At 61.1% G+C, this 24,551-nt stretch carries 22 protein-coding genes; 18 read left to right on the plus strand and 4 right to left on the minus strand.

Annotated features, from left to right (window positions below; translation table 11 throughout):
- Nucleotides 1-52 precede the first annotated feature (52 nt).
- The 9 genes from ABID16_RS13850 to ABID16_RS13890 all read left to right on the plus strand — a co-directional run bounded on the left by ABID16_RS13850 (nucleotide 53) and on the right by ABID16_RS13890 (nucleotide 9,294).
- A complete protein-coding gene (locus tag ABID16_RS13850; protein WP_354556946.1) occupies nucleotides 53-3,037 on the plus strand; it encodes a 2-oxoglutarate dehydrogenase E1 component in 2,985 nt (994 codons plus the stop codon).
- 52 nt (nucleotides 3,038-3,089) lie between these two features.
- The gene (gene odhB / locus ABID16_RS13855) at nucleotides 3,090-4,322 is read left to right on the plus strand and encodes a 2-oxoglutarate dehydrogenase complex dihydrolipoyllysine-residue succinyltransferase (RefSeq protein WP_354556947.1); all 1,233 of its coding nucleotides are present in this window, start codon (nucleotides 3,090-3,092) and stop codon (nucleotides 4,320-4,322) included.
- A 122-nt stretch (nucleotides 4,323-4,444) separates the two neighbouring features.
- A complete protein-coding gene (locus ABID16_RS13860; RefSeq protein ID WP_354556948.1) occupies nucleotides 4,445-4,831 on the plus strand; it encodes an MAPEG family protein in 387 nt (128 codons plus the stop codon).
- An 11-nt stretch (nucleotides 4,832-4,842) separates the two neighbouring features.
- Nucleotides 4,843-5,487 carry a LysE family transporter gene (locus tag ABID16_RS13865; protein WP_354556949.1) on the plus strand — a complete coding sequence of 215 codons (645 nt, stop codon included), beginning with the start codon at nucleotides 4,843-4,845 and terminating at the stop codon, nucleotides 5,485-5,487.
- 4 nt (nucleotides 5,488-5,491) lie between these two features.
- The gene (locus ABID16_RS13870; protein ID WP_354556950.1) at nucleotides 5,492-5,992 is read left to right on the plus strand and encodes a hypothetical protein; all 501 of its coding nucleotides are present in this window, start codon (nucleotides 5,492-5,494) and stop codon (nucleotides 5,990-5,992) included.
- Complete coding sequence (locus ABID16_RS13875; RefSeq protein WP_354556951.1) at nucleotides 5,989-6,741, plus strand: glucose 1-dehydrogenase; 753 nt, start codon at nucleotides 5,989-5,991, stop codon at nucleotides 6,739-6,741. The genes ABID16_RS13870 and ABID16_RS13875 overlap by 4 nt, the downstream gene beginning before the upstream one ends.
- Nucleotides 6,742-6,770: 29 nt before the next feature.
- Nucleotides 6,771-8,177, plus strand: a complete 1,407-nt coding sequence (gene lpdA, locus ABID16_RS13880) for a dihydrolipoyl dehydrogenase (protein ID WP_354556952.1) — start codon at nucleotides 6,771-6,773, stop codon at nucleotides 8,175-8,177.
- 137 nt (nucleotides 8,178-8,314) lie between these two features.
- Nucleotides 8,315-8,815, plus strand: coding sequence for a cytochrome b (locus ABID16_RS13885; RefSeq protein WP_354556953.1), 501 nt, complete (start codon nucleotides 8,315-8,317; stop codon nucleotides 8,813-8,815).
- A gap of 14 nt (nucleotides 8,816-8,829) precedes the next feature.
- The gene (locus tag ABID16_RS13890; RefSeq protein ID WP_354556954.1) at nucleotides 8,830-9,294 is read left to right on the plus strand and encodes a DUF2867 domain-containing protein; all 465 of its coding nucleotides are present in this window, start codon (nucleotides 8,830-8,832) and stop codon (nucleotides 9,292-9,294) included.
- On the opposite strand, the gene ABID16_RS13895 is transcribed toward ABID16_RS13890, so the two are convergent.
- The 3 genes from ABID16_RS13895 to ABID16_RS13905 all read right to left on the minus strand — a co-directional run bounded on the left by ABID16_RS13895 (nucleotide 9,287) and on the right by ABID16_RS13905 (nucleotide 12,358).
- Nucleotides 9,287-10,375 carry a TraB/GumN family protein gene (locus ABID16_RS13895; RefSeq protein ID WP_354556955.1) on the minus strand — a complete coding sequence of 363 codons (1,089 nt, stop codon included), beginning with the start codon at nucleotides 10,373-10,375 and terminating at the stop codon, nucleotides 9,287-9,289. The genes ABID16_RS13890 and ABID16_RS13895 overlap by 8 nt on opposite strands.
- A gap of 140 nt (nucleotides 10,376-10,515) precedes the next feature.
- On the minus strand, nucleotides 10,516-11,451 hold the full coding sequence (locus tag ABID16_RS13900) for a tyrosine recombinase XerC (protein WP_354556956.1): 936 nt from the start codon (nucleotides 11,449-11,451) through the stop codon (nucleotides 10,516-10,518).
- A gap of 40 nt (nucleotides 11,452-11,491) precedes the next feature.
- Nucleotides 11,492-12,358, minus strand: coding sequence for a DMT family transporter (locus ABID16_RS13905; protein WP_354556957.1), 867 nt, complete (start codon nucleotides 12,356-12,358; stop codon nucleotides 11,492-11,494).
- 141 nt (nucleotides 12,359-12,499) lie between these two features.
- Between ABID16_RS13905 and ABID16_RS13910 the strand changes: the two genes are divergently transcribed.
- Nucleotides 12,500-14,734 carry a primosomal protein N' gene (locus ABID16_RS13910; RefSeq protein WP_354557241.1) on the plus strand — a complete coding sequence of 745 codons (2,235 nt, stop codon included), beginning with the start codon at nucleotides 12,500-12,502 and terminating at the stop codon, nucleotides 14,732-14,734.
- A 9-nt stretch (nucleotides 14,735-14,743) separates the two neighbouring features.
- Here ABID16_RS13910 and ABID16_RS13915 read toward each other — a convergent pair whose 3' ends face one another.
- Nucleotides 14,744-15,478, minus strand: coding sequence for a hypothetical protein (locus ABID16_RS13915; RefSeq protein WP_354556958.1), 735 nt, complete (start codon nucleotides 15,476-15,478; stop codon nucleotides 14,744-14,746).
- A gap of 200 nt (nucleotides 15,479-15,678) precedes the next feature.
- Between ABID16_RS13915 and ABID16_RS13920 the strand changes: the two genes are divergently transcribed.
- The 8 genes from ABID16_RS13920 to ABID16_RS13955 all read left to right on the plus strand — a co-directional run bounded on the left by ABID16_RS13920 (nucleotide 15,679) and on the right by ABID16_RS13955 (nucleotide 24,421).
- Nucleotides 15,679-16,467 (plus strand): hypothetical protein, encoded by a 789-nt coding sequence (locus tag ABID16_RS13920; RefSeq protein ID WP_354556959.1) that lies wholly within the window; start codon nucleotides 15,679-15,681, stop codon nucleotides 16,465-16,467.
- 234 nt (nucleotides 16,468-16,701) lie between these two features.
- Nucleotides 16,702-17,268 (plus strand): F0F1 ATP synthase subunit delta, encoded by a 567-nt coding sequence (locus ABID16_RS13925; RefSeq protein WP_354556960.1) that lies wholly within the window; start codon nucleotides 16,702-16,704, stop codon nucleotides 17,266-17,268.
- A complete protein-coding gene (atpA, locus tag ABID16_RS13930) occupies nucleotides 17,268-18,797 on the plus strand; it encodes a F0F1 ATP synthase subunit alpha (RefSeq protein WP_354556961.1) in 1,530 nt (509 codons plus the stop codon). The genes ABID16_RS13925 and atpA overlap by 1 nt, the downstream gene beginning before the upstream one ends.
- Before the next feature lie 32 nt (nucleotides 18,798-18,829).
- Nucleotides 18,830-19,702, plus strand: a complete 873-nt coding sequence (locus tag ABID16_RS13935) for a F0F1 ATP synthase subunit gamma (RefSeq protein WP_354556962.1) — start codon at nucleotides 18,830-18,832, stop codon at nucleotides 19,700-19,702.
- Between the two features lie 24 nt (nucleotides 19,703-19,726).
- Complete coding sequence (atpD, locus tag ABID16_RS13940; RefSeq protein WP_354556963.1) at nucleotides 19,727-21,151, plus strand: F0F1 ATP synthase subunit beta; 1,425 nt, start codon at nucleotides 19,727-19,729, stop codon at nucleotides 21,149-21,151.
- A 78-nt stretch (nucleotides 21,152-21,229) separates the two neighbouring features.
- A complete protein-coding gene (locus tag ABID16_RS13945) occupies nucleotides 21,230-21,634 on the plus strand; it encodes a F0F1 ATP synthase subunit epsilon (protein WP_354556964.1) in 405 nt (134 codons plus the stop codon).
- A 284-nt stretch (nucleotides 21,635-21,918) separates the two neighbouring features.
- Nucleotides 21,919-22,272 (plus strand): ArsR/SmtB family transcription factor, encoded by a 354-nt coding sequence (locus ABID16_RS13950; RefSeq protein ID WP_354556965.1) that lies wholly within the window; start codon nucleotides 21,919-21,921, stop codon nucleotides 22,270-22,272.
- Nucleotides 22,273-22,519: 247 nt separating this feature from the next.
- Nucleotides 22,520-24,421, plus strand: coding sequence for an autotransporter assembly complex protein TamA (locus tag ABID16_RS13955; RefSeq protein WP_435532426.1), 1,902 nt, complete (start codon nucleotides 22,520-22,522; stop codon nucleotides 24,419-24,421).
- Nucleotides 24,422-24,551: the final 130 nt, after the last annotated feature.

Raw genomic sequence — 24,551 nt, forward strand, 5'->3', positions numbered from 1 at the left:
CGGACATTTGAACTTTATCAAGTCGGGAGGCGGACTTAGTCCGCATGACACCATGGCAAGGCAAGACGCCAACGAGCAGTTTCAGTTGACCTCGTTCCTCGACGGTCAAAATGCGGCGTATATCGAACAGCTTTACGCAAAGTACGAGACCGATCCGGCCTCCGTTCCGGCCGAGTGGCGCGAGTTTTTCGCAGCCTTGGGCGAGAGCGCCGCGGACGTGAAGAAGGCGGCCGAAGGTGCCTCCTGGAAGAAGAAGAACTGGCCGATCGCTGCCAATGGCGAGATCGTCAATGCGCTCGACGGCGACTGGGCCGTGGTCGAGAAGGCCGTGTCCAAGAAGATCGAGGCCAAGGCTGCCGCTGAAGGCAAGCCGGCCACGACTGCCGACGTGCTGCAATCGACCCGCGACAGCGTGCGCGCCATCATGATGATCCGCGCCTACCGCATGCGTGGCCATCTGCATGCCAAGCTCGACCCGCTCGGCATTGCCGCGCCCGTTGAGGATTTCAACGAACTTTCGCCGGAGAACTACGGGTTCACGGCCGCCGATTACGATCGCAAGATCTTCATCGATAACGTTCTCGGTCTCGAATACGCGACGATCCGGGAAATGCTGGACATTCTCCAGCGCACCTATTGCTCGACGCTCGGCGTCGAGTTCATGCATATCTCCGATCCGGAAGCCAAGGCCTGGATCCAGGAACGCATCGAAGGTCCGGACAAGGGCGTCGAGTTCACGCCGAACGGCAAGAAGGCGATCCTGTCCAAGCTGATCGAAGCCGAAGGCTACGAGCAGTTTCTCGATGTGCGCTTCAAGGGCACCAAGCGTTTCGGCCTTGACGGTGGCGAAAGCCTCATCCCGGCGCTCGAGCAGATCATCAAGCGCGGCGGCAATCTCGGCCTCAAGGAAGTCGTGCTCGGCATGGCCCACCGCGGCCGTCTCAACGTTCTGACCAACGTCATGGGCAAGCCGCATCGTGCGGTGTTCCATGAGTTCAAGGGTGGCTCCTACGCGCCGGACGACGTCGAAGGTTCGGGCGACGTGAAGTATCACCTCGGCGCGTCTTCCGACCGCGAGTTCGACGGCAACAAGGTTCACCTGTCGCTGACGGCGAACCCGTCGCACCTGGAAATCGTCAACCCGGTCGTCATGGGCAAGGCACGCGCCAAGCAGGACCAGATGGCGCAAGTCTGGGACGGCGATATCATTCCGCTGTCCGAGCGCGCCAAGGTTCTGCCGCTGCTGCTGCACGGCGATGCCGCTTTTGCGGGTCAGGGCGTCACGGCCGAGATTCTTGGTCTCTCCGGTCTGCGCGGACACCGCGTTGCCGGCACGATGCATTTCATCATCAACAACCAGATCGGCTTCACCACGAACCCGGCCTATTCGCGCTCGTCGCCCTATCCGTCCGACGTCGCCAAGATGATTGAAGCGCCGATCTTCCACGTCAACGGCGACGATCCGGAAGCGGTCGTCTACGCTGCGAAGATCGCGACCGAATTCCGGATGAAGTTCCACAAGCCGGTCGTCATCGACATGTTCTGCTATCGCCGCTTCGGCCATAACGAAGGCGATGAGCCGAGCTTCACGCAGCCGAAGATGTACAAGGAAATCCGCGCCCACAAGACGGTCGTGCAGGTCTATGCCGACCGCCTGATCGCGGAAGGCCTGATCACCGAAGGCGAACTCGAGAAGATGAAGGCCGACTGGCGCGCCCATCTCGAGCAGGAATTCGAGGCCGGCCAGGCCTACAAGCCGAACAAGGCCGATTGGCTGGACGGCGTGTGGTCGGGCCTGCGCGCTGCCGACAATGCCGACGAACAGCGTCGCGGCAAGACCGGCGTTCCGATGAAGCAGCTGAAGGAAATCGGCAAGAAGCTGTCCGATATCCCGTCCGGCTTCAATGCCCACAAGACCATCCAGCGCTTCATGGAAAACCGCGCCAAGATGATCGACACGGGCGAGGGGATCGACTGGGCAATGGCGGAAGCGCTGGCCTTCGGCTCGCTTTGCCTCGACGGCCACAAGATCCGTCTGTCCGGTCAGGATTGCGAACGCGGCACCTTCTCGCAGCGTCACTCGGTGCTCTACGATCAGGAGACCGAAGAGCGCTATATCCCGCTCGCCAACCTCTCGCCGACGCAGGCCCGTTATGAGGTCATCAACTCGATGCTCTCGGAAGAAGCCGTACTCGGTTTCGAATACGGCTACTCGCTGGCGCGTCCCAATGCGCTGACGCTCTGGGAAGCCCAGTTCGGCGACTTCGCCAACGGTGCGCAGGTCGTGTTCGACCAGTTCATTTCGTCGGGCGAACGCAAGTGGCTGCGCATGTCCGGTCTCGTCTGCCTTCTGCCGCATGGCTTTGAAGGTCAGGGTCCGGAACATTCTTCCGCCCGTCTGGAGCGCTGGCTGCAGATGTGCGCCGAGGACAACATGCAGGTTGCGAACTGCACGACTCCGGCAAATTATTTCCACATCCTGCGCCGCCAGATGAAGCGCGACTTCCGCAAGCCGCTCATCCTGATGACGCCGAAGTCGTTGCTGCGCCACAAGCGCGCGGTCTCCCAGTTGTCGGAAATGGCGGGTGACAGCTCGTTCCACCGTCTGCTGTGGGACGATGCGGAAGTCATCAAGGACGGTCCGATCAAGCTCCAGAAGGATGCCAAGATCCGTCGCGTCGTCATGTGCTCGGGCAAGGTCTATTACGATCTGCTCGAAGAGCGCGAAAAGCGCGGCATCGACGATATCTACCTGCTGCGTCTGGAGCAGCTCTATCCGTTCCCGGCCAAGGCGCTGATCAACGAGCTTTCACGCTTCCGCAACGCCGAAATGGTCTGGTGCCAGGAAGAGCCGAAGAACATGGGTTCGTGGGCGTTCATCGACCCCTATCTGGAATGGGTGCTCGCCCATATCGACGCCAAGTACCAGCGCGTGCGCTACACCGGTCGTCCGGCCGCTGCCTCGCCGGCAACGGGCCTGATGTCGAAGCACCTCGCACAGCTTGAAGCCTTCCTGGAAGACGCATTGGGCGGTTGATCCGCCCAATTGCTCGCCCTCACTCGATTGAAGACAAACGGAACTGAAGACAATGGCCACTGAAATCCGCGTTCCCACTCTCGGCGAATCCGTTGCCGAAGCCACCGTCGGCACCTGGTTTAAGAAGGCCGGTGACACGGTCGCCGCCGACGAAATCCTCTGTGAGCTTGAAACCGACAAGGTGACGGTGGAAGTTCCGGCACCTGCTGCCGGCGTCCTCTCCGAAATCGTGGCCAAGGCCGGCGATACGGTCGAGCCGGGCGGTCTGCTCGGTCAGATCGCGGAAGGCGCTGCGGGCGCTGCCGCCGCCAAGCCCGCTGCTGCTCCGGCGCCTGCTGCCGCCCCGGCCTCGGCTGCTGCGCCCGTAGCTGCTCCCGCAGCGGCAACTTCCATGCCGGCCGCTCCGGCTGCCGCCAAACTGATGGCTGAGAACAACGTCTCTGCCGATCAGGTTGACGGTTCAGGCAAGCGTGGTCAGGTTCTCAAGGGTGACGTTCTGGCCGCAATCGCCAAGGGTCCTTCGGCGCCTGCACCCGTTGCCGCTGCTCCGGTTGCAGCCCGTCCGGCCTCTAGCGAGGCTGACGGCGTCCGTGAAGAGCGCGTGAAGATGACGCGCCTGCGCCAGACGATCGCGCGCCGCCTGAAGGACGCCCAGAATACGGCAGCCATGCTGACGACCTACAACGAGGTCGACATGAAGGCGGTCATGGACCTGCGCAACAAGTACAAGGACATCTTTGAAAAGAAGCATGGCGTGAAGCTCGGCTTCATGGGCTTCTTCACCAAGGCCGTGACGCATGCCCTGAAGGAAATCCCGGCTGTCAACGCCGAGATCGACGGCACGGACATCGTCTACAAGAACTACGCCCATATCGGCGTCGCCGTCGGTACCGACAAGGGTCTCGTCGTTCCGATCGTGCGCGATGCCGACCAGATGTCGATTGCCGAAATCGAAAAGGAAATCGGCCGCCTCGGCAAGGCTGCCCGCGACGGCCAGCTTTCGATGGCCGACATGCAGGGTGGCACGTTCACCATCTCCAACGGCGGCGTCTACGGTTCTCTGATGTCCTCGCCGATCCTGAATGCGCCGCAGTCGGGCATTCTCGGCATGCACAAGATCCAGGAGCGGCCGGTCGCCATTGGCGGCCAGGTCGTCATCCGGCCGATGATGTATCTGGCGCTCTCCTACGATCACCGCATCGTCGACGGCAAGGAAGCAGTGACCTTCCTCGTTCGCGTCAAGGAAAGCCTCGAGGATCCGGAACGTCTGGTTCTCGACCTCTGATTTCGAAAAAAAACACGGCCGCCGGGATGACCGGCGGCCAACGTGTCTAAGGCCTTTTTATTGTGCATTTTCCGATGGAAGCGGCTTCAAGCCTTCCGGAAATTGCTTCAACGGAGCTGCCCATGAGTGTCGAACTGATCTGCCTTCTCTTGAGCACCGTCGTTGGATTTGTCTATCTGATGGTCCAGGCGACCTTGTTGAACAGTGACAATGCGGGCGGTATCGATTTGAAACGGGACCGCGAGCCTGTGCTGGGCGTCAAGGCGCAGCGTGCCGGTCGCGCATTGCGTAATTTCCTGGAGAGCTATCCGCTTTTCATTGCGCTCGTTCTTGTGGTGGAACTTGCCCATCGCAACGGTATGATGACGAGTGGCGGCGCTATCGCTTATCTCGCCGGCCGCGTGGTCTATCTGCCGCTTTACATCGTGGGGATAGGCCCGGCGCGCTCTGCGGCGTGGGGCCTTTCGCTTCTTGGCATCGTGCTGATGTTCATCGGTATTCTCATCTAAGGACGTAAGCCATGACGCACCAATATCTCATTGAACTTGCTTCTCTGATGGCGATCTTTTCCTTCGCCATCGTGGTGCCCGGCGCGGATACCGCCATGGTGATGCGGCAGGCGATCGTGCATGGGCGCAAGGCGGCGATCCTGACGAGCTTTGGCATCGGCACAGCGCTGATGTTCCACGTCACCTACACGATCCTTGGTCTCGGGCTGATCATCTCCAAGTCGATCATGCTATTCAACGTGATCAAGTGGGCGGGTGTCGCCTATCTGATTTATATCGGCATCCAGTCGCTGCGCGCCGGTGCGACCGATCTTGACACGGGTGTCGTGCCTTCGGCTGAAAAGGGCGCGACGCAGTCGGCCTTCAAGGGCTTCGCGCTCGGCTTCATGGCCAATGCGCTGAACCCCAAGCCGGTCTTTTTCTTCCTGTCGATCTTCTCGACCGTCGTCTCGCATGACACGCCGGCGGCGGTGAAGCTGGGCTATGGCCTCATCATGGCGAGCTGCCTGATTGCCTGGTTCGTTGCCGTCTCGTTCTTCCTGACGACGCCGGCGATGCGTGCGGCGTTTGGACGTGCATCCAAGTGGATCAACCGGGCGAGCGGCGCGGTCTTCATCGCCTTCGGCCTCAAGCTTGCGACCGAAAAGGCGGGCTGATGTCATGCGGCGGGTTGGTCTGGCAGTCTTGGGGATCGTGACCTGGCTTGCGCCCGCTTTTGCCCATGCTGCTGCCTGCCCCCAGGAAAAGGCGATCTATCGCGATCGCGATAATGCCTATGAGCTAGCTTTCTCGCCGGTCAATACCGATGCGGAATCCAACACGCATCGCTTCAAGCTGAGCGTGCAGGGCACGAAGCTGTCGATGGATGGTTATGTCCAGGGCTCGACGCCGGTCAACACCTCGAACGGCATCATCTTCTACCACTGCCCGGATGGCGACGTTACCGACAGCGACATCAAGAAATGCACTGTCTGGCAGGGCTTCCTTTATGGCCACTCCGGTAGCCGCATCGACATCCTGCCCGCGCAGCGTAAGGACGCCGCCGACCAGATCCTGATTGCGGGTCTCGGTCTTGCCATTGATCAGTTTGAGGGCTTCGGCAAAGACAAGCCCAAGCTTGCCCCTTGGGACGTGCTGGACTTCAAGGAGTGCACGAAATGACCGAGCGGCCTGTTCTTCTCGTGACCGGCGGCAGTCGCGGCATCGGCGCAAGCGTCGCCTTGAAGGCCGCCGAAAAGGGCTGGGCCGTTGTCGTCAACTATGCGCGCGACCGGGACGCCGCCGAAGCGATTGCCAGCGTCATCAATGAAACCGGCGGTTCGGCGGTCGCCGTGCAGGGGGATGTGTCGCGCGAAGACGACATTGCAGCGATCTTCTCCGTCATCGATACGGCCTTCGGGCGGCTCGACGGCCTCGTCAACAATGCCGGCATTGTCGATCAGCCGGCCCGCGTCGATGAGATGAGCCGCGAGCGGCTGGAGCGGATGTTCGCCGTCAATTGCATCGGCGCGATTCGCATTGCATCGGAATCGGTCAAGCGCATGTCGACGCGTCACGGCGGCAATGGCGGCGTGATCGTCAACATCTCCTCCATGGCGACCGTCATCGGCTCGCCGAACCAGTATGTCGATTACGCTGCCTCGAAGGGTGCCATCGATACCCTGACAATCGGGCTGGCGCGCGAAGTGGCGGATGAAGGCATCCGCGTCAACGCGGTGCGGCCCGGCATCATAGACACCGATATCCACGCCTCCGGCGGTCTGCCGGACCGGGTGCGCGACCTGGCCGCGTCGATACCGATGAAGCGCGCGGGTGAGCCCGACGAAGTGGCGGACGCCATTCTCTATCTCCTGTCTCCCGAAGCGTCCTACGTGACGGGGGCGATACTCAATGTCTCCGGTGGCAGGTAAGGCCACCGGTCGGAAGGAAGGAAATCGAAATGTCCTATGATGTGATCGTGATCGGCACCGGCCCCGGCGGCTATGTCTGCGCAATCAAGGCCGCCCAGCTCGGCCTCAAGACCGCCGTCATCGAAAAGCGCGCCACCTATGGCGGCACCTGCCTGAACATCGGCTGCATTCCGTCCAAGGCGCTGCTGCATGCTTCGGAAGTCTTCGCGCATACGGCGCATGGCATTGCCGAACTCGGCGTCGAGGTCTCGGCACCCAAGCTGAACCTTGAAAAGATGATGGCGCACAAGGACGCCACCGTGAAGTCCAACGTCGATGGCGTGCAGTTCCTGTTCAAGAAGAACAAGATCGACACGTTCCACGGCACGGGCAAGGTCGAGGGCGCGGGCAAGGTGTCCGTCACCAACGACAAGGGCGAAGTCACCACGCTTGAGGCGAAGAACATCGTCATCGCGACCGGTTCGGACGTTGCCGGTATTCCGGGCGTCAAGGTCGATATCGACGAGACGGTCATTGTGTCTTCGACCGGCGGCATTGCGCTCACCAAGGTTCCGGAAAAGATGGTCGTGGTCGGCGGCGGCGTCATCGGGCTTGAGCTCGGCTCGGTCTGGTCGCGTCTCGGCGCCAAGGTCACGGTCGTCGAATATCTCGACAACATCCTCGGCGGCATGGACGGCGAAGTGTCCAAGCAGTTCCAGCGCATGCTCGCCAAGCAGGGCATGGAATTCCATCTCGGCGCGAAGGTGACGGGCGTGGAGAAGGCGGATAAGGGCGCGAAGGTCACGTTCGAACCCGTGAAGGGCGGCGACAAGACCGTTCTCGACGCCGATGTCGTGCTGGTTGCCACTGGCCGCAAGCCTTACACCGAAGGCCTGGGCCTCGCGGAGGCTGGCGTTGTTCTGGACAATCGCGGCCGCGTCGAGATCGATCATCACTACCGCACCAATGTCGCCGGCATCTATGCCATCGGCGATGTGGTCAAGGGCCCGATGCTCGCCCACAAGGCGGAAGACGAGGGCGTGGCGCTGGCCGAAATCCTCGCAGGACAAGCCGGCCATGTGAACTATGACGTCATTCCGGGCGTTGTCTACACGCAGCCGGAAGTCGCCTCCGTCGGCAAGACGGAAGAGGAGCTGAAGGCCGCAGGCGCTGCCTACAAGGTCGGCAAGTTCCCCTTCACGGCCAATGGCCGCGCACGCGCGATGCTGGCAACGGATGGTTTCGTCAAGGTTCTGGCGGACAAGGAGACCGACCGCGTTCTGGGCGTTCACATCATCGGCTTCGGTGCCGGCGAGATGATCCACGAGGCAGCCGTTCTGATGGAATTCGGCGGCTCGTCGGAAGATCTCGGCCGCACCTGCCATGCGCATCCGACCATGTCGGAAGCCGTGAAGGAAGCAGCCCTTGCGACCTTCTTCAAGCCGATCCACATGTGAGACTGATCCGGAACTGGCCTTCGTCAAATCCGGACATGAAGTTTTTATAATCATTCTAGAAAGCGCCTTGCGACGCAGGGCGCTTTCTGTTTTTGTCTTTAGCGCGGGCTTATGTTCATTTGCGAGAAGGCAAGACAATGAAACCCTTGAACTATTCCATCCCGCAGCGCGCCCTGCATTGGGGCATGGCGCTGCTCATCCTCTTCAACCTGATCTTCACCGAAGGCATGGAGACCTGGAACCGCGCGGTGCGCAAAGGTCTGGAGATCACGCCGGAGATGGTGTCCTCGGCCAATATCCACGCCTATGTCGGCATTGCGATCCTCGTTCTGGTGGTGATCCGCCTCGGACTTCGTTTCGTTCAGGGCGTGCCGGACCTGCCGTCCGAAGAGCCGCCGGTGCTGAAGCTGGTTGCAACTGCGACGCACGTCTTGCTCTATCTGCTGATGATTGCCCTGCCGCTGACCGGCATGGGCAAGTACTATTTCGGCCAGAAGCTGGCTGGCGACATTCATGCAGATGTCCTGAAGATCATCCTTTGGGCCTTGATCGCCCTGCATGTGGCGGGCGCGCTGGTGCAGAAGTTCTACTTCAAGACCGATGTGCTCGACCGCATGACCAAGGGCGTGAAGGCTTGAGGGACGGAGCCGCAATGGTTCTTTCAGAGAGCGATCTACCCGGTGCTGATTGGGTGGATCGCCAAAGCGTTTCGGTGGCGCGTCGCGACGTAAGGGCTGCGGATGCAGCAGTCATCGCGCTCGGCGATGCGATGCCCGGCTGGGTCGCAGCACTGATGCGGCTCAGGAATTTCATCGTCGGCTTTGTCGGGCTGAAAGGCGCGGGGCCGGGCGCGGGGGCCAATGGCGGTCAGAGTATTGGCGGCTTTCCCATCGTCAGCGAAACGCCGGAGAAGCTCGTCCTCGGCTTCAACGACTGGCATCTCGATTTTCGCATCGTTGTCGAGGCCGTGCCGGAGGCTTCGGGAACGGACCTCTCGCTGACCACTCTTGTCAAGCGCAAGCACTGGTTCGGAAAGCTCTATATCTTTCTCATCACGCCATTTCACGTTTTGATCGTGCGGCAGAGCCTTAGTGGGATCGCGGAAGCCTTCAGTTGACGGCGACCGTCACCGGGGTCACGGTGAAGCCTCTCTGCTGCAGCAGCGAGACCAGTCCTTCATCGCCCGGCAGGTGCAGCGCGCCGACGGCCATGAAGGCATTGCCTTTATTGAGGGTCGCTTCGGCGCGGTCAGCCATGTGGTGGTTTCGCACCGTGATCATTTTCTTCTCGAACTCGGCCATATCGGCGCTGTCGGCGTCGAGCTTGCCGACATATTCGCTCAAGGGGCCGATCATCGCCGGCTTGCCCGAGGCGTAAAGCTCGATCATCGTTTCCATCAGGTCCTTGGTCCGCTGCGGGTCTTTCAGTACGCCGATCAGGCCGGAGACATGCGTCTTCATGGACACCGAAGCCATGGCTTCGAGCTGCTCGGTCAGCGTTTCGAGACCGACCACCTTCTTGCCGGCTGCAATCGCATCCTTGGTCAGCTTCTCATCCAGAAAGTCGGCGCCAGCACCCTTGCGGGCCAGTTCGCAGGTCGGCAGCGCCACGAACGTGGAGAGCACCCAGGGCTTCATCTTGATAACGGCGGCAAGCGGAATGCCGCGTTCGGCCAACTGCTTTTCCAGCAGTGCCTTCTGGGCCGGGTTCAGAAAATCGTTTATCGTCGTGCTATCGGTAAACATCGAGAGATCGGGGCGCGCCAGAAGCTTCATGCTGGCGGCGTTCTTGTCGGCGATCTCGTCGGATTCGACGATGACGGCCTGTGCCGTCTTGAAGTCCTGCGCGGCTTCGGTCGGCAGATTGATAACGCGCGGGTCGGAGAGATGGATGGTGCCAAGCAGGTAGGACGGGGCGATGCCGGGCTTCTCGATCTTCCAGAAGATCGACTCGCCGTTCTTGAGCTTCGCCGTATCCTTCTCGATCTCTGCGAAACCCTTCGGGTCTTCCTTTTTGAGATCAGCGAGGATGTTCTTGCCGCCGCAGCTCAGGTCTTCCGCTGCCTTGGCCGGAGAAATCCAGCCGAGAACGAAGACCAGCGAGAGTGCTGCCAGCGTGTGCAGGCCGGCGATCAGCCACAGCCCGGCATTTCCGAACGAAAAGCTTCGGCTTTGGGCGGGGCGCAGACGGGTCTTCATGCGGAGATTCCTGAAATGGTTGTCCTGCGACCATAGCCGTGCGACCGCTCAAGAATCCTTAACCGGATTGGTTAATCTCGCCGCTTATCCATAAGCAATTCCGAACGCGAAACCGGCGTCCACTTTCGCTGGAATTGCCCCTACGCCCTCGGATGTGCCCGGTCGTAGATATCGAGCAGCCTGTTCGTATCGACGGCGGTATAGACCTGTGTCGTCGAGAGGCTGGAATGGCCGAGCAACTCCTGGATCGAACGCAGATCGCCGCCGCCGGCGAGCAGGTGCGTGGCGAAGGAGTGTCGCAGCGCATGCGGCGTTGCCGTTTCCGGTAGACCGAGTGCGGAGCGCATCTTGACCATTTCGCGTTGGATGATCGCCTGTTGCAGCGGCCCGCCCTTGGCGCCGCGAAAGATCGGCTCGTCGGGCTTGACGTGATAGGGGCAGAGCTTGCGATAGAGGTCGACCGCTTGCATGGCGGCGGGCAGAAGCGGCACCATGCGTGTCTTGCCGCCCTTGCCGGTGATGCGCAGCGTTTTTGTGCCCGGCAGTAGATCGTTCGGCGTCAGCGACAGGCCTTCCGAGATGCGCAGGCCGGAGCCATAGAGCAGCGTCAGCACGGCGGCGTTGCGCGCGGCGATCCATGGTTCTTCCGCGAGCTGGGAATCCGCTTCGATGACGTTGAGCGCCTGGCTCGCGGCCAGCGGTTTGGGCAGCGATTTCGGCTGCTTGGGGGAGCGCACGGCGCGCGCGCCGGTGGCATTGGCCAGCCCCTGCTTTTCCAGATAGCGCAGGAAGGAGCGGATGCCGGCGAGGCCGCGCCCGAGGGTGCGCGCGCCCGCGCCATCATTGCGTCGGGAGGCCAGGAAACCGCGCAGGTCGGCGGGGCGCAGGCTCGCGACGTCGGACAACTTTGCCGGTCCGCCGGCATGGCCGGTGAGAAAGTTGAGGAACTGGCGCGTGTCGCGCTCATAGGCCTTGACCGTCTTGGGTGACAGCCTCCGTTCGCCGGCAATGGAGGCCAGCCAGTCCTGCCTCAGCCTCGTCAATTTGTCGTCGGAAATGATGAGAAGTTCGTTCACGCGGGCAGCCCTCTTGCCCGCGCATTGTCCGCCCGCATGGTTAGCTTTTCGCTAACGCGGCGTTTCTTCGCGTGAAGATCAGCACGAGACCCGCCGAGGCGACGAAGGCGGCGCCGATCCAGACATTCAGCTCCGGCGACTGGCCAAACCAGACATAGCCGAGCGTTGCCGCCGTCAGCAGTTCTACATAGGAAAGCGGCGCAAGCGTGGTGGCATCCGCATGGCGGAAGGCGTTGATTGTCAGCGTGTGGCACAGCAGCGAGATCAGCCCCATGGCGAGCAAGAGGAGGAGATCGGAGCCGGATGGCGCGGACCAGGTTATGATGCCCTGCGGCAGGAGGAGCAGCGTTCCGAACACATTCTGAAAGACGAGGGCTTGCAGCGGTGTCGTTTCGCCCGAGGCAAGCCGTGTCGAGACCAGATAGAAACCGTAGCAGACGCCGGATGCCAGTGCGAGCAGGACGCCTGGCGAGATGGCGGTTCCGGGCTTTGCGATGATGATCGCGCCGGCGAAGCCGAGCACCAGTGCGGCAATCTTTGACGGTGTCATCTTCTCCCCCAGCAGGAAGACGGCCGTAACGCTTGCCACGACAGGTCCGATGAAAAAGGCGGCAACGGCGGTCGCCAGATCGATGGTGACAATGGAGAGGTAGAACAGAGTCATCGCCGTCACCATCAGGATCGTGCGGACAATATGCGGCTTGAGCCGGTGGCGCGGCGGCAATGCGCTGCGGCCATGGCGCAGGAAGGCGATGGGCAGGAGCAGGATCGAGGCGGCGAAATAGCGGCCGGAGCTCACCAGCAGGGCTGAATGGTTTTCCGAGAGAACCTTGGCGATGCCGTCGGCGACCGGAATGATGGCCGAACCCGTTGCCATCAACATGATACCCCTGATCTGACTCGACATGCTGTCCTCCGCTTCCCGCATTCGCCTATCGCGGATGGCGCGGCGCGTCCATGGCGGCACTCGAGAATCACGAAGGGCTGTTCCTCTCCTCCATGCGCTTTCCGGTTTTCTTTGGGCAGAGCTTGAGGCATGGTCCGCGCGATGAAGACGGATTCGCCCGCATTGTTCGAACTGCCTGATCCTGGGCCAGAACCGGCGCGCCAAACGGTGCGCGCGGTGCCGGTGCTCGTGCCGATGCCGGCACCGGGGCCTTATTCCTATACTGTTCCCGAGAACGTGCATGTCGTGCCGGGTTCCATCGTTGTCGTGCCGCTGGGGCCGCGCAAGGTGATCGGCGTTGTCTGGGACGAGCGGGGCGAGGGAGGGTCTGTCGATCCGAAGAAGCTGCGGCCGATCGAGCACGTGTTCGATTGTCCGCCTCTGGCAGACGACATGCGCGTCTTTCTCGACTGGGTAGCAGCCTATACGCTGACGCCGCCGGGGTATGTTGCGCGCATGGCGTTGCGCGCGCCAACGGCCTTCGATCCGGAACCGATGGTCGAGGGCCTTCGGCTGGTGAAGAGCGAGCTGGAGCGGATGACGCCTGCGCGGGCGCGGGTGATCGAACTGGCCTCCGATGGCTTTGCCTGGACGCGGCTGGGGCTGGTCCATGCGGCGGGCGTGTCGGCGAGCGTCGTGGACGGGATGATCGCTCAAGGCGCGTTCGAGACCGTCTTCCTGCCACCACCGCCCGTCGTTGCGCCGCCCGATCCCGATTATGTCGCCGACCGGCTGGAGGGCGTGCAGAAGGATGCGGCGCGCGTTCTGATCAAGACCGTGGACAAGGGCAAGTTTTCCGTCTCGCTGATCGATGGCGTCACGGGTTCCGGCAAGACGGAGGTCTATTTCGAGGCAGTCGCCGAGGCGTTGAAGCGCGGCAAGCAGGTGCTGATCCTGCTGCCGGAAATCGCGCTGACGGCGAGTTTTCTCGAGCGGTTTCAGGATCGTTTCGGCTCGAAGCCGGCGGAGTGGCATTCCGATCTTGCACCGCGCACCCGCGAAAAGGTCTGGCGGCAGGTGGTGACGGGCGAGGTGCGGGTCGTGGCCGGCGCGCGTTCGGCGCTGTTCCTGCCCTTTGCCGAGCTTGGCCTGATCGTGGTCGATGAAGAGCATGACCCTGCCTACAAGCAGGAGGATCGCGTCTTCTACAATGCCCGCGACATGGCGGTGGTCAGGGCGCGGATCGGCGATTTTCCGACCGTGCTCGTCTCGGCGACACCGTCGGTCGAAAGCCAGGTCAATGCCATGCAGGGCCGCTATCAGGCCATCCATCTGCCGACCCGTTTCGGCGATGCGGCCATGCCGGATCTCAGGTTGGTGGATATGCGGCGGCATGCGCCGGCGCGGGGCGGGTTCCTCTCGCCTCTCATGCTGCGCGGCGTCGATGCGACGCTGAAGAAAGGCGAGCAGTCGCTGCTCTTCCTCAACCGGCGCGGCTATGCGCCGTTGACGCTTTGCCGGGTCTGCGGCCATCGCTTCCAGTGCCCGCAATGTTCAAGCTGGCTGGTGGAACATCGCTTTCGCGGCGTCATCCAGTGCCACCAATGCGGTTATCAGGAAAAGACGCCGGAGGCCTGCCCGGAATGTGGGACGCTCGATCATCTCGTGGCCTGCGGGCCGGGGGTGGAGCGCATCGCGGAAGAGGTGGTGAGCCATTTCCCGGATGCGCGCACCATCGTGCTCTCCTCCGACATGGCCGGCGGGGTGAAGCGGCTGAGGCTGGAGCTGGAGGCGATTGCCAAGGGCGAGGCGGATATCGTCATCGGCACGCAGCTGGTCGCGAAGGGGCATAACTTTCCGCTGATGACGCTGGTCGGCATTGTCGATGCGGATCTGGGCCTGGCGAACGGCGACCCGCGCGCGGCGGAGCGGACCTTCCAGCTTCTGCATCAGGTGACTGGCCGTGCGGGACGAACTGGTCTCAAGAGCCACGGGCTCATCCAGACCTATCAGCCGGGTCATCCGGTGATGCAGGCCATCGTCTCGGGCGATGCGGAGGCCTTCTACGACCGCGAAATCTCGGAGCGCGAAAAGGCGAACCTCCCACCCTTCGGACGCCTCGCCTCGATCATCATTTCGGCCGACGACCGGCATTCGGCGGAGGTGCATGCGCGGGCGCTGCGCAATGCCGCGCCGCAGGCTGCGGGCATCACGGTGCTAGGGCCGGCTGAAGCGCCGCTCGCGCTGGTGCGCGGGCGCTACCGCTTCCGGTTGTTGGTGCATGGCCAGCGGACCTCGGATATGCAGGGCTTCCTCAAGGCCATGCTGGCGGCGGGGCCGAAGGAGCGGGGTTCGCTGCATGTGCAGGTCGATATCGACCCGCAGAGTTTCCTTTGAGCGGCTCTCTCAGGACCTGTTGTCCCGCATCAGGTCTGCCAGAACCGCGTCGAAATCCTCGCCCTTGATCGTCCGGTCGATGAGTTCGTGGAGACCTTTCTCACCAGCCTTGGCCTGGATGCGGGTGACATAGGCAGTTGCTGCGCCATAGGCATCGGCCCAGCCACGCTCCTGGATAAACGAGCCCCAGCTGTAAATCCGGCGCGCATGGCTGATCCATTGGATATCCTTGTCGGAATAGTCGAGGCGCAGGCGGTCGTCGCCGGACAAATAACTGGCAAGTCCCTCGTCGAACCATGTGGGAAACTTGGCATCCCAGAGTTCGCTCGCGCCCCATCGCTTGTGCAGTTCGGAATGAACACGCTCATGGGTGAGCAGGATCTGGCCGAGATGAGGATCGTTGGCGCCGCGCGGTGGCAGGTGGATGGCATGCCATCCATAGGTGACGGCGATGCGGTTGTTCTTGCCGAAGGCTTTTTCGCACATCATCGTCGTGCACAGCACGTAGCGGGGCGTGGTCTCCAGCGCGCCGAAGAAGGCCTTCACTTTTGCATTGGCCTGGCTGATCAGCAGCATTTCCTGAGCCGCCTTCGACGGATCGTCTGTATAGACACCGTCCGCGATCTCCGTCAGCCCGTAAAGCTTCGGCGCGACCATTCTCTGCGGTCCCGGAGTTGCGTAGGCAGCGACGGTTAAAAGCGTCGAACCGGCGAAGACAAGCGTAAAGGTTTTTCTCGATCTCATGGGCAGCACCTCCAACATGTTGAAACAAACTATCGGATACCAGGCTCATGCGTCTTGAATGAAATTGCCTCCCGCATTGCGGAGAATCCTGTGCGCAAACACGCACGCGGTGATTTCGGCGCTGAAAAGCTTGTGCCATAAGGTCCGCTCGATTTTGTGAATGCCTTCCGTGTGATGGCGGATTGATCGAAGGGCGGATCATGGAACTGACAATCCCACCTATTCCCAGCGCACCGGGTGCGCAGGCGGCTATGGCGTCTGCGGTGCTGACGCTTCTGCTGGGTCTTGCGCTCATGGTTCTGGCGCGACAGATTGGCGCATGGTGGGGCTTTGCCGCGCGCGAAGGCCGCGAGGGGGCGGTCGGCGAACTTCGTCCGATCGGTGCCTTTCTGGCCGGTCTGGGTCTAGCCGGTTTCCTCTTCGACCAGCCGGTCATCTATGTGATGATTGGCTCTGCCTGGGCGCTCGCCGCTTTCGGCCGGCTGCTTTCCATGATGTCGGCGTCCGACCGCTCGAACGGGCTCTTCAATTTTCTGTTTCTGCTCCTTCAGGCCGCTCTCGCTGCAGCGGGGCTCTACTGGCTCTTCGACGTCTGGACGGGCGATATCGGCTTCGCGATGCCGGAAGACCGCTCGGCCTACATTGTCTTCGTGGCTGCGGCTGTCACCGCCGGCCTCGGCGCGGTCTGCATGTTCGGGCCGGGTCTCATGATGATGCTTGCCGGGCTTTCGATCGGTGAGGGGCGCAGCCGTGTGATCGCCTCTGTACGCGCGCTCGGCGGCATGCTGATCGGGGCGGGTGGGGTGACGTTGCTGGCTGGCAATCCGATGTGCGAACTGGCGCTCGGTTCGGCGCTGGCGCTGTCAATCTTCGGACGTATACTTTCGCTGATTTTCGAAACCGGAAGATACGTTTTCCAGGTGATCGCGCTTCTGGTGACCATTGCGGGTGCTGCGATCTTTCTCGGTCATGTTTTCGGTTATTTCTGATCTTTCGGCGCCGCTTCAAAGAGTGGCGCAGAAATTTGCCGAATCATGTCTTTATCTGTCCTTTCCCTCCCAAAGGCGTGTTGCGAGTCCTGACATCCTATGCTACAGCGACGGCGAAATTCAGGGGGAATTGGGTCCTTGACCCGCGAAATCTGAGTCAATTGGCAATAGTTTCACGGGGTTAGCCGGAGCGTGAGCTTTGGTGCAATCTCGGGGATCAATGAAGAGAAGTTTGTGCCCGTGGCAGACACATCCCAAACTGTTTCCGGTGTAGCGGAAAGATACGCCTCTTCGCTTTACGAGCTGGCCTCGGAGGCGGGTTCCGTCGATCAGATCGGCGCCGAGCTTGCCGGTTTCCAGACCATGATCAACGAAAGCGCCGATCTGAAGCGTTTCATCGAGAGCCCGGTATTCTCGGCTGAAGACCAGCTGCGCGCGGTTGCTGCAGTTCTCGAAAAGGCGGGCATTTCCGGCCTCTCGGGGAACTTCATCAAGGTCGCCGCGTCCAATCGCCGGCTCTTTGCCGTTCCCGGCATGATCAAGTCTTATTTCCAGATCGTCGCGCGCAATCGCGGTGAGATTTCCGCCGAGGTCACGAGCGCCCATGCGCTGACCGCCGCGCAGGAAAATGAATTGAAGGCGACGCTGAAGGGCGTCACCGGCAAAGACGTGGCAATCAATGTCAACGTCGATCCTTCTATCCTTGGTGGGCTGATTGTTAAGGTCGGATCGCGTCAGATCGACACTTCCCTTCGCACCAAACTTTCTACTCTTAAGCTTGCACTGAAAGAGGTTGGCTGATGGACATCCGCGCCGCGGAAATTTCCGCAATTCTGAAAGATCAAATCAAAAATTTCGGCAAGGAAGCTGAAGTTTCCGAAGTTGGTCAGGTTCTCTCCGTCGGTGACGGTATCGCCCGCGTTTACGGCCTCGACAATGTTCAGGCCGGCGAAATGGTCGAGTTTCCCGGCGGCATCCGCGGCATGGCGCTCAACCTCGAAGCCGACAACGTCGGTGTGGTTATCTTCGGCGCCGACCGCGACATCAAGGAAGGCGACACCGTCAAGCGTACGGGCGCCATCGTGGACGTTCCGGTTGGTCCGGAACTGCTCGGCCGCGTCGTTGACGCGCTTGGCAACCCGATCGACGGCAAGGGCCCGATCAACACGACGCGTCGTGCACGCGTTGACGTGAAGGCTCCGGGCATCATCCCGCGCAAGTCGGTTCATGAGCCGATGTCGACCGGCCTCAAGGCCATCGACGCCCTCATCCCGGTTGGCCGCGGCCAGCGCGAGCTCGTCATCGGCGACCGCCAGACTGGCAAGACCGCCATCATTCTCGACACGATCCTCAACCAGAAGGCCATTCACGACAATGGTCCGGACGGCGACAAGCTCTATTGCGTCTACGTCGCAATCGGCCAGAAGCGTTCGACGGTTGCCCAGTTCGTGAAGGTCCTCGAAGAGCGCGGCGCTCTGCAGTACTCGATCATCGTTGCCGCGACCGCTTCGGACCCGGCTCCGATGCAGTTCCTGGCTCCGTTCGCAGGCTGCGCAATGGGCGAATATTTCCGTGACAACGGTCAGCATGCCCTCATCGGCTATGACGACCTGTCCAAGCAGGCTGTTGCCTATCGTCAGATGTCGCTTCTGCTGCGCCGCCCGCCGGGCCGCGAAGCCTATCCGGGCGACGTTTTCTATCTCCACTCGCGTCTCCTCGAGCGCGCCGCAAAGCTCTCCGACGAGCGTGGCGCCGGTTCGCTGACGGCTCTGCCGGTCATCGAAACCCAGGGTAACGACGTTTCGGCCTTCATTCCGACCAACGTGATCTCGATCACCGACGGTCAGATCTTCCTTGAAACGGATCTGTTCTTCCAGGGTATCCGCCCGGCCGTTAACGTCGGTCTGTCGGTTTCCCGCGTGGGTTCGTCCGCTCAGATCAAGGCGATGAAGCAGGTTGCCGGCTCGATCAAGGGTGAACTCGCCCAGTATCGCGAAATGGCCGCCTTCGCACAGTTCGGTTCGGACCTTGACGCTGCCACGCAGCGCCTGCTGAACCGCGGTGCACGCCTGACCGAACTCCTGAAGCAGCCGCAGTTCTCGCCGCTGAAGACGGAAGAGCAGGTTGCGGTGATCTTCGCCGGCGTGAACGGTTACCTCGACAAGCTCCCGCTCGCGCAGGTCGGCAAGTTCGAGCAGGGCTTCCTGTCGTACCTCCGTTCCGAAGGCAAGGCGATCCTCGACGCGATCCGCACCGAAAAGGCGATCAGCGACGATACGAAGGCCAAGCTGAAGGCGGCGCTCGACTCGTTCTCGAAGTCTTTCGCCTGATCAGGGGTTCCAGAAGTTAGGACGGAAAACGGATGCCTTCACTTAAGGATCTGAAAAACCGGATCGCCACCGTCAAGGCGACGCAGAAGATCACCAAGGCGATGAAAATGGTCGCCGCGGCGAAGCTTCGGCGTGCGCAGGAGGCGGCCGAGGCTGCTCGTCCGTATTCGCAGCGGATGAGTGCGGTGCTTGCAAACATCGCTCAGGCCGGCACGAACGAAGCGCCGCGTCTGATGACCGGCACGGGTAACGACCAGGTTCATCTTCTGGTCGTCTGCACGGCGGAACGCGGCCTTTGCGGCGGCTTCAACTCGCAGATTGCCCGTCTGGCGCGCGAACATACGCGCAAGCTTCTGGCTGAAGGCAAGACGGTCAAGATCTACTGCGTCGGCAAGAAGGGTTACGACATCCTTCGCCGCGATTTCGCCTCGCTCATCGTTGAGCGGACGGAACTGCGCGAGGTCAAGAAGATTGGCTTCGAAAACGCGGACCAGATCGGCAAGAAGGTCATCTCGCTCTTCAACAAGGGTGAGTTCGACGTCTGCACGCTGTTCTACTCGGAGTTCAAGTCGGTGATCAGCCAGATCCCGACGGCGCTGCAGCTCATTCCGGCTGCGGTTCCGGCCGCCGAGCCTGCAGGCGCAAGCGACGCGTCCTACGAATACGAGCCGGATGCCGGCGCGATCCTGGCGGACCTCATTCCGCGCAACATTTCGGTCCAGGTGTTCCGGGCTCTGCTTGAGAACGTCGCCGGCGAAATGGGCGCCAAGATGAGCGCGATGGACAACGCGACGCGCAACGCAGGTGACATGATCAACAAGCTGACGCTCAAGTACAACCGTCAGCGCCAGGCTCAGATCACCAAGGAACTGATTGAAATCATTTCGGGCGCCGAAGCGCTCTAAGGGTTAAGGAAAGAGGGTATCATTATGGCAGCTACCTCGGGCTCTACCGGCAAGGTGACGCAGGTCATCGGCGCTGTTGTCGACGTTTCGTTTGCAGGCGGCAACCTTCCGCCGATCCTGAACGCGCTCGAAACCACCAACAACGGCTCGCGTCTGGTTCTTGAAGTCGCCCAGCACCTCGGCGAAAACGAAGTTCGCACGATCGCCATGGACTCGACCGAAGGTCTCGTCCGCGGTCAGCCGGTTGTCGACATGGGCGCGCCGATCTCGGTTCCGGTTGGCGATCACACGCTCGGCCGCATCATGAACGTTATCGGTGAACCGGTTGACGAAGCCGGTCCGCTCGACCGCACGCATCTGCGCGCCATCCACCAGGAAGCTCCGGCCTATGTCGAACAGTCGACGGAAGCCCAGATCCTGGTCACGGGCATCAAGGTCGTCGACCTTCTCGCTCCTTACGCAAAGGGCGGCAAGATCGGCCTCTTCGGCGGTGCCGGCGTTGGCAAGACCGTTCTCATCATGGAACTGATCAACAACGTCGCCAAGGCGCACGGTGGTTACTCGGTCTTCGCCGGCGTGGGTGAACGTACCCGCGAAGGCAACGACCTTTACCACGAAATGATCGAATCCGGTGTGAACAAGCACGGCGGTGGCGAAGGCTCCAAGGCAGCCCTCGTATACGGCCAGATGAACGAGCCGCCGGGTGCACGCGCTCGCGTTGCTCTGACCGGTCTGACGATCGCTGAAGACTTCCGCGACAAGGGACAGGACGTTCTGTTCTTCGTCGACAACATCTTCCGCTTCACGCAGGCAGGTTCGGAAGTGTCCGCTCTGCTCGGCCGCATTCCTTCGGCCGTGGGCTATCAGCCGACGCTGGCTACCGACATGGGCCAGATGCAGGAACGCATCACCACGACGACCAAGGGCTCGATCACCTCGGTTCAGGCCATCTACGTTCCCGCCGACGACTTGACCGACCCGGCTCCGGCCACCTCGTTCGCCCACCTGGACGCAACGACGGTTCTGTCGCGTTCGATCGCTGAAAAGGGTATCTACCCGGCTGTGGACCCGCTGGACTCCACGTCGCGCATGCTCGACCCGCTGGTTGTCGGCGAAGAGCACTACGACGTGGCCCGTAGGGTTCAGGGTACGCTGCAGCGCTACAAGTCGCTTCAGGACATCATCGCCATCCTCGGCATGGACGAACTGTCCGAAGAGGACAAGATGACGGTTGCACGCGCCCGCAAGATCGAGCGCTTCCTGTCCCAGCCGTTCTTCGTGGCCGAAGTCTTCACCGGTTCGCCGGGCAAGCTGGTTTCCCTCGAAGACACGATCAAGGGCTTCAAGGGTCTCGTCAACGGCGAATACGATCACCTTCCGGAAGCCGCCTTCTACATGGTCGGCTCCATCGAGGAAGCCATCGAAAAGGCCAAGAAGCTGGCTGCTTGATCCACCATCTTGCGGCGGCGCGGGCTCGCTGGAGTGCCGCGCCGCGCATTTTCTTTCGTAATGGAAAAGTGAAAAGCCATGGCTGAAAGCTTCAATTTCGAACTGGTTTCGCCGGAGCGGCTTCTGGTTTCCGCCGATGTGACGGCGGTTGTCATTCCGGGCACCGACGGCGAGATGACCGTCATGGCGAGCCACGCGCCCGTGATGACGACGGTCAAGGCCGGTGTGGTCAAGCTCTCCAAGGCTGACGGCGCCGAAGACAAGTTCGTCGTTTTCGGCGGATTTGCAGACATCCTTCCGACGGGCTGCACGCTACTGGCAGAATCGGCAGTTCACATGGACGAGCTGAACGCTGCATCGCTGGAAAGCCGTATCGAGGCCGCTCGCAACGAGCTGGCCAATGCGGAGCATCACGAACACCGCAGCGCGATCGAAGATTTCATCTTCCAGCTGACCGAGCTGCGTGGCGCCGTTTCGGGCTGAACCCGAGAATAAATTCAACGAAATTTTTCGCCTCGCTCGGTGACGAGCGGGGCGAATATTTTTTTGTAACAAAAAGCAACGTGGCGAGTTTGACGCACTCATAGTGAGGTCAAGACGTAAATATGTCGCTATATGTCGATGAACTAATTTTCAAAAGGTTAACGCCGAAGTTACCAAATTTCGGCCCCCTTGGTTGATCGAAAATAAATAGTACATATTCTATATAATTGCCTTGAAATCATGGTCCGGCAATGCCGGTTGTCTGATTGGTGAAAGGGAATGCGATGCCAGTTCTTCAGTTGAAACCCGGTTCGTCGAGTGATGAACTGCTGACATTTGCAGAAAAGGCCGCCCAGGCGAGCGATTTCCTGAAGGCAATCTCCCATGAGGCCCGCCTGATGATTCTGTGCATCCTGGCGGAAGGCGAGAAATCGGTGACCGAGATCGAGACGATCCTCGGCTTGCAGCAGGCTGTTGTGTCACAGCAACTCGCGCGCCTGCGCCATGAGAATGTCGTCGAGACCCGCCGCGAGGGTCGACAGATCTATTACAGTATTGCCAATCCCGATGTTTCTGGAATCATCGATGCTCTCTATTCGATGTTCTGCAGGCCCGGCGCATCGATGATAAAGGCTTGATCGGATTGGAGAACTGTCTGCGTGACATGTTCGCTTGCGCCCGGTCGTACATGGGCCGGCATCCGTGCCACATATTGAGTTGCGGGTGACGCCAAGGGTTCTCAAGAGCCACGCTTCGTATATAGTTCTGCCACGCCTGTTATGGCTCACGGTATCGTAACAGGCGGACTTTATGGTCGATGCGGCATATAGCCATGTTGACCCAAAGCGGGGTCAGTCTTGTGAATCTTCACTCGCCGTTGAAGCGATGGAGCCGGAAATGAGTTCAGCGTACCGGCAATGGGGAGCCTTTGCGGCTGCGACAGTAGCAGCGCTCACCTTTGCGGTTCAGCCGCAGAGCGCGGTCGCGTTCGAGATTTTCGGGATTCATCTCTTCGGATCGGACGAGAAGGATACGCAGATCGCCGACCCCGTGCGCTACGCGGCAACATTGACTGGTGATGACGCGGATCTCCAGAAGATATTGGATGAACAATCTGCCTTGATTCAGGATCAGTCCAAGCCCGTTGACGGTGATTTCGGGCTTGTCATCAAGGCCAAGGACGATCGCGACAGGCTGGTGGCGCTGCTTTACGAAAAGGCGCGTTACGGAGCCGTGGTGACCGTCAAGGTCAATGGTATTCCGGTGGACAGTCTGCCGGCGCTGCCCAAATTTCCGCGGTCTGCGGCCGTGCCGGTTTCCATTTCCGTCAGCGTTGGCCCGGTGTTCACGCTGGGCAAGATCGTTCTGAAGGGCGATGCCGCCAAGCTCGATGGCGCGAATTACGGGCTGCTCATGGGTGGCAACGCCGGCTCGCAAGCGATTATTGACGCTTCCGCGAAGATTGTGCGTGACCTCAAGGCCGAAGGACGCCCGCTGGCGCGGATCAGCGAACGCACCGTTATTGCCGATCACGCGACCAACCGCGTTGATGTCACGCTATCGGTGGAGTCGGGCCCGGTCGCTCCGCTCGGGCAGGTCTCTGTCAATGGTGCCTCGGAAGTCAATCCGGAATTCGTCTCTGAATGGTCCGATCTGCGCGCCGGCGATCCTTATGCGCCCGACAAGCTCGCGCGTGCGGCAAAGCGACTGCGCGAGCTTGGCACCTTTTCGACCGTCGCCGTCACGGAAGGCAAGGAGCTTGCGCCGGACGGAACGATCCCCATCAAGATCGACGTGACGGAAGGCAAGCAGCGCTATTTCGGTGCGGGCATACAGTATTCGACCATCGATGGCGTCGGGCTTCAGGGCTATTGGGGCCACCGCAATCTCTTCGGTAACGCCGAATCGCTGAAGATATCCGGCTCGGTCAACCGGCTGGGGCAGACGCGCGACTTCAAGAAGCTTGACTACGCAGCCGCCATCGCTTTCGCAAAACCGGGAGCGTTTGGGCCGGCCACGACCTTCACCGCGAACTTTTCAGCGGGCCTCAACCACACGGCTGCTTACGATGCCAAGGTGCTCTCCGGCTCCGTCGGGGTGACGTATGACCTGACCGATCAGGACAAGCTGTCCGCGGGCCTCGCGCTCGACTGGACGCAGGCCAAGGACGTTTATGGCGATAATCGCTATCTCACCGCTTCGGTCCCGCTCGGCTGGACGCGCGATACGACCGACAACAAGTTTGATCCGACGACCGGCTTTCGCGCGTCGCTGACGCTTCGGCCCAGCTTTGGCATCAACAACAAGACCACGTTCGGCAGTGCTGAAGGTGCCATCTCGGCCTATCGTCAGCTCGGTGACGATGGCCCGGTTCTGGCAGGCAAGGTCGCTGTCGGCACGCTTGTTGGCGGAGGCAGCCTCGCGAATATTCCGGCAACACGCCGCTTCTATGCTGGTGGCGGCGGATCTGTGCGGGGCTACGCCTACCAGGGCATTTCGCCGCGCGATGCGGCCAACAATCCGCTGGGCGGGCGATCCTACATCACCGCCTCGATCGAAGCGCGTATCAAGGTCACCGATACGATCGGTGTCGTGCCCTTCCTCGATTTCGGTACTGTTTCATCCAGCAGCGCGCCGAGCTTCTCCGACCTCCGGGCCGGCGCTGGCGTTGGCCTGCGATACGCAACACCGTTCGGCCCCATCCGGCTCGATGTCGCGGTCCCGTTGCGACGTTATCCAGGCGGCAGCACATTCGGTATCTATGCCGGCATTGGGCAAGCGTTCTGATGGGCAGCGCGTGGTTATCGCCCGATTGCTGCGACAATCAGCGGCTAAAGCTTCAATAAAGGCAACATCTATACGGGTTGTGCGTTACGGGTCCGGGACGTGCGGCGCGTTGCCCGATTCACGATGGTGG

This window comes from Limnomicrobium aquaticum, from assembly GCF_040545545.1.
Taxonomy (GTDB): Bacteria; Pseudomonadota; Alphaproteobacteria; order Rhizobiales; family Rhizobiaceae; genus Ensifer_A; species Ensifer_A aquaticum.